At 66.9% G+C, this 15,013-nt stretch carries 15 protein-coding genes; 10 read left to right on the top strand and 5 right to left on the bottom strand.

Going from position 1 to position 15,013, the window contains the following annotated elements:
• The first annotated feature begins 47 nt into the window (after positions 1–47).
• From BLU74_RS07290 to BLU74_RS07280, 3 genes are all read left to right on the top strand, one after another.
• Positions 48–377: a CGCGG family putative rSAM-modified RiPP protein gene (locus tag BLU74_RS07290; protein ID WP_089766826.1), complete on the top strand. Its 330-nt coding sequence runs from the start codon at positions 48–50 to the stop codon at positions 375–377.
• Between the two features lie 65 nt (positions 378–442).
• Positions 443–1,039, top strand: a complete 597-nt coding sequence (locus tag BLU74_RS07285) for a DUF7998 family protein (protein WP_089766620.1) — start codon at positions 443–445, stop codon at positions 1,037–1,039.
• 62 nt (positions 1,040–1,101) lie between these two features.
• Positions 1,102–1,341, top strand: coding sequence for a DUF7120 family protein (locus BLU74_RS07280; protein WP_089766619.1), 240 nt, complete (start codon positions 1,102–1,104; stop codon positions 1,339–1,341).
• Between the two features lie 100 nt (positions 1,342–1,441).
• Here BLU74_RS07280 and BLU74_RS07275 read toward each other — a convergent pair whose 3' ends face one another.
• From BLU74_RS07275 to BLU74_RS07260, 4 genes are all read right to left on the bottom strand, one after another.
• Complete coding sequence (locus tag BLU74_RS07275; protein WP_089766618.1) at positions 1,442–2,908, bottom strand: MATE family efflux transporter; 1,467 nt, start codon at positions 2,906–2,908, stop codon at positions 1,442–1,444.
• The gene (locus BLU74_RS07270) at positions 2,909–3,556 is read right to left on the bottom strand and encodes a TetR/AcrR family transcriptional regulator (protein ID WP_089766617.1); all 648 of its coding nucleotides are present in this window, start codon (positions 3,554–3,556) and stop codon (positions 2,909–2,911) included. It abuts the gene before it with no gap.
• Positions 3,557–3,662: 106 nt separating this feature from the next.
• Positions 3,663–4,304: a helix-turn-helix domain-containing protein gene (locus BLU74_RS07265; protein ID WP_089766616.1), complete on the bottom strand. Its 642-nt coding sequence runs from the start codon at positions 4,302–4,304 to the stop codon at positions 3,663–3,665.
• A 117-nt stretch (positions 4,305–4,421) separates the two neighbouring features.
• Positions 4,422–4,790 carry a winged helix-turn-helix domain-containing protein gene (locus BLU74_RS07260; protein WP_089766615.1) on the bottom strand — a complete coding sequence of 123 codons (369 nt, stop codon included), beginning with the start codon at positions 4,788–4,790 and terminating at the stop codon, positions 4,422–4,424.
• Positions 4,791–4,981: 191 nt separating this feature from the next.
• On the opposite strand from BLU74_RS07260, the gene BLU74_RS07255 reads away from it, so the two are divergent.
• The 7 genes from BLU74_RS07255 (at position 4,982) to BLU74_RS07225 (ending at position 13,655) form a co-directional block, all read left to right on the top strand.
• On the top strand, positions 4,982–6,136 hold the full coding sequence (locus BLU74_RS07255; protein WP_089766614.1) for a multicopper oxidase domain-containing protein: 1,155 nt from the start codon (positions 4,982–4,984) through the stop codon (positions 6,134–6,136).
• A 118-nt stretch (positions 6,137–6,254) separates the two neighbouring features.
• The gene (locus BLU74_RS07250) at positions 6,255–8,537 is read left to right on the top strand and encodes a nitric-oxide reductase large subunit (RefSeq protein WP_089766613.1); all 2,283 of its coding nucleotides are present in this window, start codon (positions 6,255–6,257) and stop codon (positions 8,535–8,537) included.
• A 31-nt stretch (positions 8,538–8,568) separates the two neighbouring features.
• On the top strand, positions 8,569–9,366 hold the full coding sequence (locus tag BLU74_RS07245) for an SDR family oxidoreductase (RefSeq protein ID WP_089766612.1): 798 nt from the start codon (positions 8,569–8,571) through the stop codon (positions 9,364–9,366).
• A 353-nt stretch (positions 9,367–9,719) separates the two neighbouring features.
• Positions 9,720–10,742: a 5,10-methylenetetrahydromethanopterin reductase gene (locus BLU74_RS07240; protein WP_089766611.1), complete on the top strand. Its 1,023-nt coding sequence runs from the start codon at positions 9,720–9,722 to the stop codon at positions 10,740–10,742.
• Complete coding sequence (locus tag BLU74_RS07235; RefSeq protein WP_089766610.1) at positions 10,739–11,401, top strand: DUF447 domain-containing protein; 663 nt, start codon at positions 10,739–10,741, stop codon at positions 11,399–11,401. Before BLU74_RS07240 ends, BLU74_RS07235 begins: the two co-directional genes overlap by 4 nt.
• A gap of 4 nt (positions 11,402–11,405) precedes the next feature.
• Positions 11,406–12,404, top strand: coding sequence for a beta-ribofuranosylaminobenzene 5'-phosphate synthase family protein (locus BLU74_RS07230; RefSeq protein WP_089766609.1), 999 nt, complete (start codon positions 11,406–11,408; stop codon positions 12,402–12,404).
• Between the two features lie 126 nt (positions 12,405–12,530).
• Entirely contained in the window at positions 12,531–13,655 is a 1,125-nt protein-coding gene (locus tag BLU74_RS07225; protein ID WP_089766825.1) for an MFS transporter, read from the top strand.
• Between the two features lie 48 nt (positions 13,656–13,703).
• Here the strand turns inward: BLU74_RS07225 and BLU74_RS07220 are convergent, their stop codons facing one another.
• Complete coding sequence (locus tag BLU74_RS07220) at positions 13,704–14,939, bottom strand: MFS transporter (protein WP_089766608.1); 1,236 nt, start codon at positions 14,937–14,939, stop codon at positions 13,704–13,706.
• Positions 14,940–15,013 lie beyond the last annotated feature (74 nt).

Here is a 15,013-nt window from a genome sequence, read left to right as displayed (position 1 = left end):
ACATATTCGGCGAAAGGGTCCACGTCGTGGCGGTCCTACTGGACGGTATGACGACAGAGACCGACCACGCGCACGACGAGCACGAGCACGACCTGGACGCCGACCCCGTCACCGATCGCGTCCACGACAACTCCTGGTCTGCGAATCTCGAGGGCCCCGAGCACGCCGAGGATCGCGACCTCGTCGTCGAACAGGCGATCGACGCGGTCGAACACACCGCGGCAGGCAACCACGTCAACCTCGTCACGCACGGCGAGCACGGCCACCCCGAAACCTATCTCTACAACGCGCTGGAGTCGGCGTACGGCGCGAGTTTCGAGTGGGAGTACGTCGATCAGTGCGGGTGCGGCGGCCACGTCGTCCGCGTCCAGACCTGACCCGGGGCGACAGTTCGAACATATTCGGCACGAGTGCCTCGTGCGCCGGGACCGAAGCGGGACCTATGGTTGAGATTCCATCCCCGCTGGGTGGACGGAGCCAAAGCGCTTCCTTCGATCGCTTCGACGAGTTCGTTCCCGAGCACCTCCCGGAACCGGGGCCGTTTCTGAAAGAGGCGGACGTCCTCGACGGCGAGGCCCATGCGGCCGTTCACCGCGTGACCCGCGAGGTGTTCGAGGCGCGAGGCGTGTACGATATGACGTTCGGGTACAACCTCGCCAAACTGAATCTGGACACTCGCCACCCCGACGCAGGGTACCGGTACGGCGAGGGGGACGACGACGTCCTCCGGGCGGAGTTCACGCCGACGACGCCGTTCTGTCCGCAGAGCAACACGCTGGCGGTCGGGTCGTTCCGCGCGTGGAACGGGCGCTCGGACCGCCACGAATACGACGTCGTCCGGGTCCGCGTCCATCCGATGCATCACAACTCGGCGTCGATCAACGAGCGACTCCACAGCCTCGAACAGACGTACCGCCAGACGGGGACCGTCCCGGAAACGGCCGCTGGCGAAGATCGCCCCGCAGCGGAGAGTGGAACGCTCGACGACGAGGGCGCCGGAGCTACCGGTCCAGCGTCCGGTCCGAACGCGCCGTTCTGATCTCGCGCCCGTTCGCCGAGGGAAGCCCGGAACTCAAGTACCCTGGGGACGAAGAGCGGCCAATGCCATTCGTCGAAGTCACGCTCCCGGACGAGCTACTGAGCGAATTCGAACAGCTGGTGGACGAGGAGTTCGTCACCGAAGAGCAGGCCGTCGAGGAACTGCTCAGTATGGGCATCGACGCCTACAACGTCGAGGTCGTCGACGAGAGCGAGCCCGGCGACGACTTCATGGACGGTGCGGAGAACAACCTCTTCGACACGGCCTCGGACCCCGGCGGCCTCGACGACGACACGCTGTAGACGCTTTCTTCGTCCCAGTCATACTGTCGGACAGAAGTTCGTGAATCATTTTGGCACCCACGAGGTGCCGATGATTTTCACATAGTTCTGTCCGACAGTATCAGTCGTCGGCGGGCGTGGGACCGCGGACCGATCCCGTCCGCCACGTCCCGCGTCGGTACCACGTGTACGCGATGAGCGCGCCGGCGACGTTCGAGATGGGGAAGGCGAGCCAGATACCTGTCGAGCCGTAGGACTGTGAGGCCACGTACGCGACCGGGATTCGGATCAGCCCGAGCATAATCACCGAGATGGCCGCCGCGATCAGCGTCTTCCCCGCGCCGCGGAAACTCCCGGAGTACGCCCGCATCACGCCGATGAAGCCGAACGTCGGCGCGACGAGCCGGAGGAAGTCCGCGCCGACGGTGATGACCTCGGGGTCGTTGGTGAAGATCGCGATGATCGTGCGGGGGAAAAAGAGCGTGAGAGCCCCGACGGCAGAGAGGATGATGAGTGTCCACTTGGCGGCGAAGTCGGCCGCCATCCCGGCGCGCTCGGGCTTTTGCGCGCCGATGTTCTGTCCCGTCATCGTCTCGACGCCGCGGGCGACAGCGATCGCCGGGAGGAAGATGACCGAGAAGACCCGCGTGCCGATCCCGAAGGCGGCGACCACCGGCGTCGGGAACAGCCCGACGACGAGGAGCAGGAGGTTCACCGAGAGCGCGCGGCCCGTCACCTCGACGGACGCGGGCGCACCGATCTCGAGCAGTTTGCGGAGGTACTGGAAGTTGGGCCGCATCTGACTGGGCCGGATCCGGACCCCGCGGATCCCCTGGAACATAATCGCGATCCCGACGACGAACGCGAGCGCCCGCGAGAAGATCGTCGCGATGGCCGCGCCGGTGATCCCCGAGCCCGTGTACCCGGTCAGCGTCAGCAGCGTCGCCTCCAGGCCCCCGAGTCCGAGCATCGAGAACAGCGGGTTGCCCTCGAAGCCAAAGATCAAGAACGGGTCAATCGCGATGTTGAGGACGACCGACCCGAACATCACGAGCATCGGGGTGACCGTGTCGCCGTAGCCCCGCATCAGCGCGATGAAGACGAAGAAGCCGAACATAAAGGGCAGCCCGGCGGCGATCACCTGCATATAGTTCGTCGCCAGCGGGAGGACCTCCGGTGACGCGCCGAGGAACTCGATGAACGGACCGACGGCGATGAAGCCGATCGAGCCGAGGATGATCGAGCCGATCGTGGCGAAACTCACCGTCTGTGAGGCGGCGTACTCGGCCTCGGCCTCCTCGTCGGCCCCGATGTGTTGGGCCACGAGAACGCTCCCGGCGATCGAGATCCCCATCCCCAGCGAGATCAGGAGGAAGACCATCGGGAAGCCGAAGCTGATCGCCGCGAGTGCCTCCGTACTGTACTGGCCGAGCCAGAACGTGTCCGCGAGGTTGTACGCCGTCTGCAGCAGATTCGTGATGACGATCGGGAGCGAGAGATAGAACAGCGGTCGGCCGATCCCGCCGCCGGTGAGATTCAGTTCCTCGGGCCCCTTGAAGACCGATCCGAGGCGGTCGAGCAGGCTCATTCAGTCCTGCCTCCCCGCTTCGACGGACGCTGCGGGAGCTATCGATCCGGCAGTGGTGTCGATATCGATGTCGAGGGTCGCTTCCAGGTACTCGTCGACCGCGTGCACGGCGTCCTCCAGGGGGTGGCCGACGCCGACGTGTCGCGTCTGGATCCCGTTGACGTGCGTCGTCAGGAAGGAGGCGACTGCGTCGGGATCGACGTCGTCGGAGAAGGTACCGTCGGCGACGCCGTCGGCGATGACCTCGCGGATCCGCGCTTCGAACGCCTCGTCGAACCGACGGAGCTGTTCGCGGAAGGCTTCGTCGTACGGCGACTGGGCCTTGATTTCGAGCAGTGCCGTCTGGAAGGCCGGAGCGTCCGACCGTTCCGTGAGCAGCGAGGTGATCAGACTGCGAAGTCGTGCCGCGGGATCATCGGCGTGACGCCCCTCGTCGGCAGGCGCGGAGAGTCGGTCCTCGAACTGTTCGTAGAGGTGATCGAGGTACGCCAGCAACAGGTCGTGCTTGCCGTCGTAGTGGTAGTGAATCGAGGCCTTGCAGAGATCCGTCTGATCGGCGATGTCCTGCATCGTCAACTCCGCGTACCCGTGATCACACAGGGCGCTGTGGGTCGCGTCGAGGATCTCGGTCGGTGTGTCCTCAGTCATTGACAACGTCCATTTCGTTGTCCTAACTAACTGGCTGGTCAGTCAAAAGGTGTTCGATCTCGCAGTCGTTCTCGATCGATTCCCGAACACGCGCGGATGTGACGTCCTACCGCAGTGACGCGTCCTCGGTGCCGACGAACTCTTTGATCACTTTTCCCTCCGCCCGGTGGAGCTTCTCGCTCGTCGTCGATTTGGCCAGACCGACGGCGTCGGCCAACTCCGTCAGCGTGGACGTCCGAGGGGTGTCGTAGTAGCCGCGTTCGATCGCCGTTTCGAGCAGTTCGTACTGTTCCGCGGTCAGCAGCGACTGGGTGTCGACCGACTGCGTCACCGACACGAGATCGAACGGGACGCCGAACTGTTCCAAGAGCGTCCCGAGTTCCGAGAGCCGCTCGCGTGGCGCGGTCACCTCGACAGACACCTCCCCGTCGGCGATCGTGATCGGCAGTTCCAGCGGGATGCCGGCCTCGCTGAGCGTCCGGAGGAGGAGGGGCTCGGTGGTCTCGAACTGAACGAGCGATCGGTCCGCCTGCGCTTCTAAGACGGTCACGGAGAACACCGACTCGTATTCGTCGAAGGCTGCGACGATCGGCTCGATGTCGGTCGCGGAGATCTCGACGAGGCCGACACCGGCATCGCCGGATGGCATCGCGGCCAACACCGTGAATTCGGCAGCCGGAAACTGTCGTGAGAGCGAGGAGATCCAGACCTGATCCGGGAGATCGAGCAAGAGGGTGGCTCGGGGCATCGGTACCGGAGAGAGTGGACCCACTCACATAAGTTCGAACGGAGACGACCGACGCACCTCGTCCAGACGCGACGGTAGAGACGGACGGGACAGCAAGTGCGTGGTGCGGGTCCGCACTCAATCGCTGCTCGCTTCCGCCCGAACGTTCCCCCACAGATCGGCCAGTTGGTCGGCCGCCGACTGCGGGGACCGGCGGATCGAAATCTCGAGCGTGCCGTTACGCTCGGCCACGACGACCTCCTGGAAGTCGATCGAGTATTTGACTTCGGACCCCCGCTCGTGCCGCCGTAAGAGGCCGTTCTCAGCCAGCATGTCGAGCTTTTCGTAGACCGACGAGCGAGGAATGTCGCAGACTGCGGTCAGTTCGCTGGCCGTCATCGGTCGATCGAGCCCCCGAAGCAGTTCGCGGCACTGTTGGTTCGCGAGAATCTTCGTGACGGACGCGACGTCGGGCGACAGCGCGTCCGAGAGGGGGTTCTGGGACATCGGGTGGCGGGTGAGATTTCGGGGACGTCAGCAGGCGTTTGGGCGTGACGCGGAAGGGCGTTTCCATCTCTCACGTGCTCACGAAGGGAGGCGACTGCGGACGGTGAGGACCCGAATATGTTCGATGTTGTCCGAGCGCGTTGGAATCAGGTCGCTGTTATAGGTGTGTCTCACGCCGAGTGGAGATTGTAATGGGCAACTACGTAGGCGCACCCGGTTCGAAGATGTCGCGTCGCGAATTCCTCGCTGCCACCGGTTCCACCGGCGCTCTCGGTCTCGCAGGCTGTACGGCGCCGACCCAGGAGCGTATTCAGGCTGGGCAGGACGGTTCCGCCACGGCCGCAGCGACCCAGGATGGGTCGGTCCCGACGACGAGTCCGCCGGAGGTCGTCAACGTCGACGAGCAGGGCAACGCAGTGACCCTGAAGTCGCTGCCGGCGGCGCACTCCGCCCACCCGCTCGAGACGATGGGCGGTCCCGTGGAACTCCCGCGAGTGTGGGCGTTCCAGGCCGACGACGGGAACCCGAGCGTCCCCGGCCCGATCCTGCGGACCACCGAAGGCGAGGATATGGAAGTAACGTTAGACAACACCGATGGGATGCGGCCCCACACCGTCCACTTCCACGGCGTCACCAAGGCCTGGGAGGACGACGGCGTTCCGACCTCGACTGGGATTCAGGTCAACCCCGGCGAGAAGCACACCTACACGATCCCGGCGAACGTCCCCGGCACGCACCTGTATCACTGCCACTACCAGACCCATCGTCACATCGAGATGGGGATGTACGGCATCTTCCGCGTGGATCCGGAGGGCTACGAGCCCGCCGATCGGGAGTACTTCATGACCGTCAAGGAGTGGGACTCCCGACTCCCGCGGATGGCCGCGGGCCAGGACGTTACTTACGACCCGCAGAACCGCAAGCCGGACGTGTTCACGGTCAACGGCAAGAGCGCACCGCGGACCCTCCACCCCGAAGCCGGGTCACCGGTCATCGTCAGCCAGGGTGATCAGGTACGCATCCACTTCGTCAACGCCGGCTACATGAGCCACCCGCTGCACATCCACAACCACCGGTTCCAGCGGGTCGAGAAGGACGGCGGGGTCGTCCCGGAGGCCGCGCGTCACGATATGGACGTGACGAACGTCGCGCCCGCCGAGCGCCACACCATCGAGTTCACCGCGGACTCCGACCCGGGCATCTTCCTGCTGCACTGCCACAAGGTGAACCACGTGATGAACGGCGGATTCTATCCCGGCGGGATGCTCGGCGGCGTCGTCTACGAAGAGGCGATGGACACGGAGATCTTCTCGCAGCTGATGGAGTACGCCGGCTACGAGGCCTGAGCGGTTTCGACCGGATCGACGGGGCATCTCGCACCGTCGGTCCGAACATATTCGTCCCGTCCAGCGCGATGTTGCAATCGGCGTGGCGCTTTGATGAGTCGCTGAGAGAGCGTCGGATATGGAAGTACGACGCAAAACGATAGCGACGGCGATCGTCGTCGTATTCGTATTCAACCTGATCGTGATGGGCGCGGGCGCGTGGTTCGCCTATCAGGAGGCCCCCCCGATCCCCGAGCAGGTGACCGGCCCGGACGGCGACGTCGTCGTCACCGACGAACAGATTCGCGAGGGCAAGCGGGTCTTCCAAAAGAACGGCCTGATGAACCACGGGTCGATCCTCGGAAACGGGGCGTACTACGGCGAGGACTTCACCGCCGACGCGTTGGACTTGAAAGTCCAGCATATGCGGAATTACTACGCGCGTGAGCGGTACGGGAGCGAGTACGATCAACTCAGTTCCGCCCGGCAGGCAGCCGTCGCCGACGTGGTGAAACAGGAACTCGACACGTCTCACGACGGCGGACCAGTCCAGTACTCGGCCGCCGAACTGTACGCCCACGAGCAGGTCCGCCAGGAGTACGTGGCGCGGTATCAGGAGGGATCACACCCCAGAGGCGTCCCCGAGGGGATGATCGAATCGCCCGAGGACGCCCGTCAGTTCGCGGACTTCGCGATGTGGACGGCGTGGTTCTCCCACACCGATCGACCGGCGGGGGACCACTCGTTCACGAACGATTGGCCGTATCAGCCCGGTGCGGGTAACGACGCCACGCCCGCGGCGATGACCTGGAGCGTCATCGCGATGGTGCTGTTGGTCGCCGGCGCGGGAGGCGGCATCTGGCTGTATCGCTCGATCGAACTGCCAGAACCGGAGGCAGCGGGCATCTCGGTCCCGACGCCGGGCGATGTGAGCATCTTCCCGAGTCAGCGCGCGGCGCTGCGGTTCGTTCCCATCGCCGCCGGACTCTTCGTCGCGCAGGTGTTCCTCGGCGGCCTGCTGGCGCACTTCTACATCGAACGCGCTGGGTTCTTCGGTATCGAACGGGTCTTCGGCGTTCACATCCTGCAACTGCTCCCGTTCGCCATCGCGAAGACCTGGCACATCGACCTCGGCATCCTGTGGATCGCGACGACGTGGCTCGGCGCGGGGCTGTTCCTCCCGCCGCTGCTGACGGGTCACGAGCCGAAGCGACAGGCGACCTACGTCAACGGCCTCCTGGTCGCGCTCGTGGTCGTCGTGATCGGCGGACTGAGCGGCATCTGGTTCGGGGCCAACGGCTACTTCGACGGCCAACTGTGGTGGATTCTCGGCAACGAGGGGCTGGAGTACCTCGAGGTCGGAAAGCTCTGGCAGTTCGGGATTCTGGCGGGCTTCGGGATCTGGGCGGCCCTCGCCGTCCGTGGCCTGAAGCCGCTCTTAGATCGCGAACCGCCGTACGGGCTGGCGCATATGATCCTCTACGCCGGCGGATCGATCGCGCTGCTGTTCACTGCGGGCTTCCTCTTCACCCCGTCGACGAACATCGCCGTCACGGAGTTCTGGCGCTGGTGGGTCGTCCATATGTGGGTCGAGGGCGCCTTCGAGTTCTTCATCGTCGCCATCGTCGGACTGACGCTGGTCTCGATGAACCTCCTCTCGCGCCGCAGTGCGGAGAAGGCAGTGATGCTACAGGCGCTGCTCGTGATGGGGACCGGCGTCATCGGCGTCTCGCATCACTACTGGTGGATCGGGATGCCCGATATGTGGGTCCCGATCGGCAGCGTCTTCTCGACGCTCGAACTGCTCCCGCTGGTGTTCATTCTCTACGAGGCGCTCGGGCAGTACAGCGCGATGTCGGCCGACGAGTTCCCCTACCGGCTTCCCTTTATGTTCATCATCGCCAGCGGCGTCTGGAACTTCGTCGGGGCCGGCGTCCTGGGGTTCTTCATCAACCTCCCGCTGATCAACTACTACGAGCACGGGACCTACCTCACCGTCGGTCACGCCCACGCCGCGATGTTCGGAGCGTTCGGATTCCTGGCGCTGGGGATGGTGACGTATATGCTCCAGATCGCCATCGAACCGCACCGCTGGGACGGGTCGTGGCTCCGCGCCGCGTTCTGGTCCTGGAACGTCGGCCTCGCGCTGATGGTGTTCGTCTCGGTGCTTCCCGTCGGGTTCCTCCAGTTGGAGGCGGTGTTCACGCAGGGGTACGCCGCCGGGCGGAGTCTGGCGTTCTACAATCAGCCCATCATCCAAGATCTCTTCTGGGCGCGCCTGCCCGGTGACACCCTCCTCATCCTCGGGACGGTGATCTACGCCGCGGACCTCCTCAGAAAGCGGTTTGTCCTGCGGCGCTCCGAGGACGACCCCGAAGTCGAGGATATGGCCGTCGCCGAGGGCGTCCTGAGCGACGACTAACCCTTTTTTATCCGCTCTTCGAGAGGCCGGTATGGATCTCGGCATCGACGGCGACGCAGCACTGGTGACAGCATCGAGCAGCGGTCTCGGGAAAGCGTCGGGGCGGGCGCTGGCCGAAGAGGGAGCGAACGTCGTGCTCAACGGCCGCGACGAGGAACGACTGGAAGCGGCCGTCGCGGACGTCAGCGCCGATGCGGCCGACGGCGCGGAGGTGATCGGACACGCCGCCGACCTGACCGACCCCGAGGCGATCGAGGGGCTCGTCGAGCGGACGGTCGAAGCGTTCGGCGGCCTCGATCACCTCGTGACCTCTGCGGGCGGTCCCCCGGCGAAATCCTTCCGCGAGACGACGGACGAAGAGTGGTACGACGCCTTCGATCAACTGGTGATGAGCGTCGTGCGGACCGTCAGGGCGGCGCTCCCGTATCTAGAAGCCGACGGCGGCGGGACGATCGTGACGATCGCCTCGGTGAGCGTGAAAGAACCGGTCGACGACCTGGTGCTCTCGAACTCGGTCAGAGCGGGGGTCCTCGGCCTCGAAAAGACGCTCTCGACGGAACTCGCCCCCGAGATCCGCGCGAACGCTGTCCTCCCCGGCACCCACGAAACGCCGCGCGTCGAGTCACTGGTCGAACAGGGCGTCGAGGACGGGCGGTTCGACTCCTACGAGCAGGGAATGAACGAGTGGGCGCGGGAGGTCCCAGTCGGCGGGATCGGCGATCCGCTGGATCTGGGCCGGGTCGTCGCCTTCCTCTCCTCGCCGCGGTCCGGATTCGTCTCCGGTGCGGCCGTCCCCGTCGACGGCGGCGAGGGCGCATCGACGTTCTGACGATCGCCCTGAGAGAAGGGTGTTGCAAGTCGCATCGGGCCTAGGATGCTGGAAGTCGCATTGGGCTTAGGATGCTGGAAGTCGCATCGCCGGCGGGATTCTGACGACTGACCCGTCTCTGTGCCGGCTGGATTGAATCGTTGACGGCTGCGACGACGTGTGAGCGGCTCCCGGGACCTGGTACCACGTATCAGATACGGCGCTGAAGCCACGGGACACCTTGCGTCTCTCCCGCGAGCGCCATCTTGATCAGAGTCGTTCGTCCGGCCTGCCAGCGAACCGTCCCGAATCGGCAACGTTTATCACTTTCCGGCAATCTTCGAATACTATGAAGCATAATGTTAGGATAAAATATGGTTCAAAGTAATAACCCACGCTCGATTCGATGGGGTATCGAACTGACACCGGACGCGCCGGTTCGAGAGATCGCTGCCCTGGGCGCCGCTGCCGAGGAAGCCGGCTTCGACGCCGCGTTCGGCTCTTCGCACTACGACAACCGCGATCCGCTCATTGCGCTCGACCGGGTCGCCGCCGCGACCGACGAGATCCGACTCGGCCCGGGTGTCGCGAACCCCTACGACGTCCACCCGCTCAGATTGGCCTCGCAGGTCGCGACGCTCGCGGAGGTCAGTGACGGACGCGCGCTCCTCGGACTGGGCGCGGGCGACGCCTCGACGCTGCGGAACCTCGGCGTCGACCGCGACAGGCCACTCCGCCGGGTGCTCGAGACGATGCGGGTCGCAAAGAAACTCTGGGCGGGCGAGCGCGTGGATCACGAGGGGACGTTCACCGCCAGCGACGCGGCGTTGAACTACGACCCGGGACCGGTCCCGGTACTCGTCGGCGGGCAGGGGCCGCATATGCTCCGGATGGCCGCGAAGCACGCCGACGGCGTGCTCGTCAACGGTTCACATCCCGACGATTACGCCTGGGCGGCCGATCAAGTCGAGATCGGTCTCGCGGACCGCCCCGAGTCGCGAGGGCCGTTCACGCTCGGGGCGTTCGCGAGCGTCAGTATCGACGAGGACGCGGAGCGGGCCCGGACGGTCGCGCGCCGGCCCGTCGCGTACATCGCCGCGGGCGCACCCGAGGAGGTACTCGACCGACACGGGCTGGACGTCGACCGCGCAGCGGCGATCGGGTCGGCCATCTCCGCAGGTGACCGCGAGCGCGCCGACGACCTCGTCACGCCCGCGATGGTGGACGCGTTCTGCGTCGCCGGCACTCCTGACGCGGTAGCCGAGCGGATCGCGACGATCCGCGAGTACGCCGACGCGTTCGTCGCCGCCTCCCCGCTCGGCCCCGACAGGGAGCACGCGATCGAACTGCTCGGGTCGGTCCGCAAACGGCTCATTGCGCCGGAGAGTGAACCGTGAGCAGCGACACGTGGCCGACCGATCTGCGGGGCGTCGTCGAGAGCGTCACGTCGACACGGGGCCCCGAGGACCAGTGGCACGTCGCCGCGCTCGGCCTCCAGGCGGGCGAACAGCACGCCGCCGCGGATCCAGTTCGCGCGCGGACCTGGGGACAGACGCGCACCCGACAGCACTTCGAGCGGCGCGGAAGCGCGCGCGTGCAGTTCGTGCAAGATCCGGTCGTCTTCGTCAGGGCCGCGCTCGACGACTTCGAGACCGACGCCCCCGTCCTCGACGCCGCCGACGCCTGGGTCGAGGTCGAGGCAAAGGAGATCGAGCGAGGGACCTCGGGCGGGACGGAGTGGATCGATTGGCGACTCCGGCCCGAGCGGACCGCCGTCGAGCGACGCGTCGTGCCGACGACGTCACGTTCGCTCGGCGCGGTCATCGAACTGGCCGTCGCCGCCTCCCGCCTGGGCGTTCCGGTCTACGACGACGACGAACTCCGCGATCGAATGGCGTACTTTGCCGGCGTTGCGACGAACTGCGGCGCCTCGCGGGCGAAAGAGGCAGTCGGGCTCGTGGCGTCGCTGTCGGCGTGGACGCCCGACGACGACATCGCGGCGGAGCTCGGCGCGTCGACCCCGGACGCAGACGACACGACCGACGGCGGGTGGTAGCTCGATGCGCGTGCGCGTCGCGGCGACCGCGCGACTGCACTTCGGCTTCCAGAACCTCTCGCCGAGTCGGGAGCGGCTCTACGGCGGACTCGGGGTCGCCGTGGACGCCCCGGAGGCCATCGTAGCGGCCGAGCCGGCTGAGGCGGTAGTCTGCGACGCCGACGGCGACGTCGGAGCGAAGACTGCGGACACAGTCGCGGTCTACGCCCGTCGTGCCACCGAACTGCTCGGGGTCGAGGGCGCACGGGTGACCGTCGAATCGGCGCTGCCCCGACACGTCGGATTCGGCTCGGGAACGCAACTGGCTCTGTGTACGTTCACGGCCATCGCCCGGGCGTACGGCCGCGAGCCCGCCGTACGCGACGCCGCGGCAGACCTCGGTCGGGGCGGACGGAGCGGAGTCGGCGTCGCTGCCTTCGAGGCCGGCGGGTTCGTCGTCGACGCCGGCACACCCACTGATCCGCACACCGAGACGGCACTGGCCGAAGGCGTCGCGACCGTCCCGTCGGTCGCTGTCCAGCAGGAGATCCCCGCCGACTGGCGGTTCCTCCTCGTGGTCCCGGACGCCGACGCGGGACGGAGCGGCGCGACCGAAGACGCGAGCATGCAGTCTGTCATCGGCGGGGCGGACCCGACGCTCGCCGATCGGATCGAAGCCGCCGTCGCCGGGCGGGTCCTACCGGCGGTCGCCGACGGGGACGCCGCCCGGTTCGGCGCGGCCATCCAGACCGTCGACCGACTCAACGGCGAGTGGTACACCGACGAGCAGGGTGACATCTACCGCGCACCCGTCGCCGAAGTCGTCGACGCCCTGACTGACAGTCGGGCCGTCTTCGGCGTCGGGCAGTCGTCGTGGGGACCGGCCGTGTATGGGGTTACGACGGCTGGTCGCGCCGAGGCCGCTCGCGACGCAGGGCAGCGTGCGCTCTCCCACGCGGGACTCGACGGCGAGGTCGCGGTCGTGGCCGGGCGAAACCGCGGTGCCGTCGTCACGCAGTGTTGAAGTCGGCGAGAGTGATGCGTGAGTTGTTCACATCCGCGAGGGCGAATCGGAACCAATGTCGGGGTGGGTCTCCGAAGGCGGGTCGTGAGCGAGTCGACGACGGAGCTGACAGGGTACGCGCGGCGGATGCTGTACACTGTCTCGCTGGGGTGGGCGCTGCTGCAGACCGGACGGTTCCTCATCTCGCCGCTGCTGCCGACGATCATTAGCGACCTGGGTATCACGGAGGCGACAGCAGGCATCGCACTGGCAGTGTTTCAGGGGTCGTACGCACTCGTCCAGTACCCAAGCGGGGAGTACTCCGATCGCTGGAACCGGACGACGCTGATCGTGCCCGGCCTGGTCATCCTGGCCGTCGGGTTCGCCCTCCTGGGCCTGGTCAACGGCATCGTCCTGTTCTTCGTCGCCACGACCGTCGTCGGGGTGGGCAAGGGGCTGTTCTCGATTCCATCGCGGGCCCTGCTGTCGGATCTCTTTTCGGCGAACCGGGGGCGCGCGCTCGGAATCTACGCCGCCGGCACCGACGTGGGCGGCCTCATCTCTTCCGGCGTCGCGGTACTGGCGCTGACGTACGCCAGCTGGCGCACGCCGTTCTTCCCCGTCGCGATCGCGCTCGGCGTCCTCACGGTCGCGTACGCGGCGACGACACGGGAGGGATATACCGTGGGCAGCGCGTCGCTCGACCTCCGCGGCACCGTCGGCCGGCTCGTCCAGAGCACCCAGCAGCGACGAACGCTCGTGGCGTTCACGCTGTTTTACTTCATGGTCGGCGGCTTCATCAACTTCGCACCGACCTACCTGGCGCAGGCGAAAGGGTTCAGCGAGAGTCTCGCGGGGCTCTCGTTCGGCATCGTCTTCGCGGTCGGGTTCGCGGTGAAACCGATCGCGGGCACGCTCGGGGATCGGTTCTCCCGTCGGGGCATCGCCGTCGCCGGGATGCTCATCGCCGCGGCCGCGCTCGGAGGGCTGGTGTTCGTCTCAGCGAACCTCGCCATCTGGATCGCCGTCGGCGTCCTCGCGCTGGGGTACAAGACCGGATTCCCACTGGCGGACGCGATCATCATCGACGGCGCGCCCGCCGAGGGGATGGGCGCGGACCTCGGGGCGGCGCGGGCGCTCTTTCTGAGCGCGAACGCGCTCGGCCCCGCGTACGTCGGCGTCGTCGCCACCTACGCGAATTACGATCTCGCGTTCGGCGGCTTCGTGGCCTGTCTGGTGGTCGCGGCTGGGCTCCTCGTCGTGAGCGACTGAACGGGCGGCGCAAGCGTGACAGCGACACCGGACGGGAATGCGACGCCCTCACCGCGTCGGTTCGGGTGCGCGCCACGCCAGGAGCGCGCCGACCACCGCAAGCCCGCCGGCGAGCAGGAACGCGGGCTCAAACCCGGCGGCATCGACGACAGCACCCCCCGCGATGGGGGCGAGGAACGCGCCCGCGAGGCCGACACTCGTCTGAAACGCGACCGCGGTAGCGGCGACGCGTTCTTCGACGACTTCGCGGACGTACGTATAGGAAAGCCCGAGCGTGAGTTGGATCGCGAAGCCCGACAGGAGGAGCGCGACGACGACCAGCGCGACGGAGCCGAGACGGGTGAACCCCAGCAACAGCGGAGCCGCAAGCGCGAACGATCCGAGGACGACGGGCCGGCGGCGACCGCCGAAGACCCGATCGGAGAGCAGCCCACTGCTGACGCGTGAGAGGAGGCCGACGCCCGGGAAGAGGGCGACGACCAGCCCACTCGTCGCGAGCGAGAGCGCCAGCTCCTGGGTGAGATACGAGGAGCCCCAACTGTTGACGAACAGATAGAGCGCGTAGCTGAGGAACCCGAGCGCGCCGAGGAGCCACACCGTGGGAGACCGAAGTACTGTCAGGAACTCTCGCAGCGAGGGCGCGTCACCGCGGGCCTCGCCGAGCCCTCGGCTCGCCGGCCAGAAGAGGAGCAGTCCGAGGAGGGCGACCGCGGTGAACGCCGGGAGGATCGCCGGCCAGCCGAACCGCGCGGCGATCAGCGGACCGGTCCCCTGTCCGATGGCGAACCCCACGGGCCCGCTGGCAGTGAAGATGCCGACCGCCGTCGCCTGAACGTCGGCGTGGACGGCCCGACTCACGATGTCGATGCCGGCGTTCCAGACGACGACGTACGCCACCCCGCCGAGCGCCCGCGACGCGATGACCGACCAGTAGGCGCCTGCCGTTCCCGCGAGCCACCCCCAGACCCCGGCGACGAACAGCGCCAGCACCGCCAGCGCCATCACGCGCCGGGAGTCGGTCCGGTCGAGCACCACGCCCGCCGGGAGGCTCCCCACGACGGCGGTCCCGAACATCACACTCACCACCAGCCCCGCGGCGCTCGAACCGATGCCCAGCGATTCGCGGAGCAGCGGCGTGACGCTCGCGGGCACGATCTCGTAGGCGGCCAGGCTCGTCGAGATGAGCCCCGCGCCCCCGACGAGGGCGTACGTTCGTCGGTCCCGGCCCGATCCGGACGCAGAGCGGTCGTCGGTCGGCGCGTGCTCTTCCGTTGGCGCACTCATCAATACTCCCCCGTCTCCGCGCCGGGGTATAGAAACCGGCGGTGTCGGTCCGTGAGTCGCGGCGCCGTCGTTCG

Origin of the sequence: Halobellus clavatus, from assembly GCF_900107195.1 — an archaeon.
In the GTDB taxonomy this organism is placed as follows: Archaea; Halobacteriota; Halobacteria; order Halobacteriales; family Haloferacaceae; genus Haloquadratum; species Haloquadratum clavatum.
This window is presented reverse-complemented; position numbering and strand designations above follow the sequence as displayed.